The organism is Mesorhizobium sp. M7A.F.Ca.CA.002.09.1.1 (genome assembly GCF_003998555.1).
Lineage (GTDB): Bacteria > Pseudomonadota > Alphaproteobacteria > Rhizobiales > Rhizobiaceae > Mesorhizobium > Mesorhizobium ciceri.
The window spans coordinates 1-3,046 of record NZ_RZRR01000696.1 but is presented as its reverse complement, the minus strand read 5'-3'; the positions used below and the strand labels follow the sequence as shown (position 1 = coordinate 3,046).

Annotated in this window: 3 protein-coding genes; 1 reads left to right on the top strand and 2 read right to left on the bottom strand. The window is 59.4% G+C overall.

The genetic code is table 11. From position 1 onward, the window contains the following. Both EN994_RS35695 and EN994_RS24660 read right to left on the bottom strand, forming a co-directional pair. A partial coding sequence (locus EN994_RS35695; RefSeq protein WP_206530489.1) for a hypothetical protein occupies window positions 1-280 on the bottom strand: 280 nt, incomplete at its 3' end. A gap of 88 nt (window positions 281-368) precedes the next feature. Beyond that, complete coding sequence (locus tag EN994_RS24660; protein ID WP_013532602.1) at window positions 369-2,036, bottom strand: sulfotransferase; 1,668 nt, start codon at window positions 2,034-2,036, stop codon at window positions 369-371. Window positions 2,037-2,153: 117 nt separating this feature from the next. On the opposite strand from EN994_RS24660, the gene EN994_RS24655 reads away from it, so the two are divergent. Continuing rightward, window positions 2,154-3,046: pyridoxal phosphate-dependent aminotransferase (locus tag EN994_RS24655; RefSeq protein ID WP_127307870.1), on the top strand; the 893-nt coding region annotated here is incomplete at its 3' end.

The following is a 3,046-nucleotide window of genomic DNA, read 5'->3' as shown; positions in this document are numbered from 1 at the left end:
ACTTGTCGAACTCGAACACCCGGCGGGCAACCGCCGGGTTTTTTACGCCGGGTTCCGAGAGACTCGTCAAATGCAGTTGAGCCGCCCCGAGACCGAGCCCCTGCACTTCTTGAAGGTTTGCGAGCGACAATAGCCAGCCGACGAAGCCGAGCCCCGGCAGCTCCGGCAGTCCGGCAGTGCGTGAGTTTTCGCGCCAAGCACTTCGAGCGTGTCGACCAGCAGAATCAATTGACCAACCGAGCGATTGTGTTGGGATCATCGGGTGCGGAATCACGCGCATCCGTAAGCTTCTTCAGCTCTATTTCTCAGCAGTGCCAACCAAATCGAGGAGACGTGCGCGCATGAGCGGAACGCAGGACTGGTCTGAGTTACGTGTCCGCCAAGTCGCCCAAAGCATCGATGAGTGGCTGGATCTCGCCTTCATAATTCTTCCAGCGCTTGACCGACGATTTGTAGATCGGTTGGCGAACCTGCCAGCGACTGGGTGTGTTGACCGAACCATCCCTGTCGAAAAAGCGCAGGCAGGCGTCATCCCAGGGCAGCCCAAGGTAATCGATGAGGCGGCGTGACTGCGCTTCCTGATCGTCGACCAGCGTCTCGTACTGATTTTCGAAGATCAGGTTCGGGAAAACCTCGTTCCAATGCTGCATCAGGCGGTCATATTCTCGATAGTACAGGCCGAGTGTCTTCAGGTCGGTGTTGTAGCTGTGCCCCTCGCCGAATTTCTGGACAAAACAAGAGACGCAATTGTCGATGGCGTCACGACGGCAATGAATGATTCGCGCGTTGGGAAAGAGAACGGCGATAAGACCGATCAGCTCAAAATTATGAGGCATCTTATCCACGATCCGAAGCGCGGCAGGCGCTCGCTCCCTCAGATAGGTCAGGTGCTCTTCGGCCAGTGTTCCGGACAGGTGTTCTGTGATCGACGCCATCGCATGGTTTAGCCTCCCGGCCGATGACTTTCTGAGGTCGATCGCATTCGCGACTCTTCTGAGTTTGCTTAGTTCCCCTGCGCCATGGACATCGGGATGACTTGCGCAAATTTGTTCCGTGAGTGTCGTTCCCGAGCGCGGCATGCCGACCACGAACACAGGAACTTCCGAAGGATTTCCGTAACCCGACCTGGCAGCCAGCATCTCAGGCGTGAAGGTCTCAATCAGTGAATCTACCCACCGACGGTATTGGTCGATATCGAAGTAGCGGCCCGAGGCCTGTTTGGCCTTGTTGAAATGGCCGAATGCATCCTTATAGCGCTTGAGGTCGTTCAGCACCTTGCCGGCCGCCAGATGGAGCTTCTCTACGCCGTCCAGATCAAGCTTGGGATTGCCGAGTTCACCAACGATGGATTGTAGTTCCTTTGGCTCTTCGGTGAACTTTTGCGTCTGTACAAGGTCGTTGTAGGCAGTCGGCATTGCGATGCGACGTTCGATTGCTTCTTTAAGAAAGGCGGCGGCCTCGTCCATGCGCCCCAGGCTGCTGAGCGCGCTGGCCAGTCCTATCCGCACTTTGGGATGATCGCGGTTGATCTTCAGCGCCTTCTCATAGAGCGGCAAAGCCATGTCGGGTTTATCAAACTGGATATAAGCGTCCCCCAATGCACAAAGCGCTTCGATGAGACCTGGCTGCAACTCCAAGGCATACTGCATATGCTCGATTGCCGGTGAATATTCACTGACCTTCACATAGGCCGAAGCCAAACCAAGGTGGTAGTAGGGGTTTTTTGGTTCCTCGCCGATCGCTCGTGCGAAATATCGCAAGGCCGCCTCATCGTCGTAGCCCAGGCACACGGTCCCCAAAATATACAGGGCGAGCGGATGGTTAGGCGTGCGCGCCAGCACCCGAAGGCATAGGTCCTGAGCCTCGTTAAGCCGCTTGGCCTGCTGAAACTGATACGCCTGCTCCAGCAACGCATCGTCTGCCTGCGCAGGCGAAAGCGAATTTGCGTTGCGCAGATTTGGCTGCGGGAATTTGGGTTTCGGCCCGGTTTGGACCTTGAGGTGCTTTGACCAGGCAGGCGGCAGACGGTTGTTCATCACGTCTCGCTAGCAAAAGCGGCCGAAAGAATCCAGCGTTACGGATCTGCCCAGCGGCAACTTGCACCGACCCATCCGGCGCGCTAGCAAGAAGGCCCTTTCAAGCGAGCTTCCACCATGCATCAGCGCCCTCCCCTCATGCCGCTCATCGCAGCGCTTCCCTCGACGGTGCCGTTTGTCGGCCCCGAAGCGCAGGAGCGCGAGCGTGGCCGCGCTTTTCGCGCCCGCATCGGCGCCAATGAGAGCAGCTTTGGTCCCTCGCCGCGCGTCATCGCCCGCATGGCCGAGATCGCCGGCGACATGTGGATGTATTGCGATCCCGACAATCACGATCTGAAGGTGGCGGTAGCCGCGCATCACGGCGTAAAAGCAGAGAACGTCGTTGTCGGCGAAGGCATAGATGGCCTGCTCGCCCTGGTGGCACGCATGTATGTGGCGCCCGGCGATGCTGTGGTCACCTCGCTCGGCGCTTATCCGACCTTCAACTTCCACATCGCCGGTGTCGGCGGACGACTGGTGACGGTCCCTTACGAGAACGACCGGGAAAGCCTGGATGGCCTGCTGGCGGCGGTGCACAGGGACAAGGCCCCGCTGGTCTATCTCTCCAACCCCGACAATCCGATGGGCAGTTGGTGGGAGGCGAGCGAGATCATCCGCTTCATCGAGGCGCTGCCGGAAACCACCATGCTGGTGCTCGACGAGGCCTATGGCGAACTCGGGCCGGCCTCGGCGCTGCCGCCGATCGATATCTCCAGGCCAAACGTCATCCGCATGCGCACCTTCTCGAAGGCGTACGGGCTGGCGGGCATACGCTGCGGCTATGCGATCGCTGAGGCCCAGGTGATCCGCGACTTCGAGAAGATCCGCAACCATTACGGCGTCAGCCGCATGGCGCAGATCGCCGGCGTCGAGGCGCTCGCCGATCAGCACTATCTGCAAAGCGTGGTGGCGCGGGTCGCGGCCGGCCGCCGACGCATCGCCGGCATTGCCGAGGCGAACGGGCTGAAGCC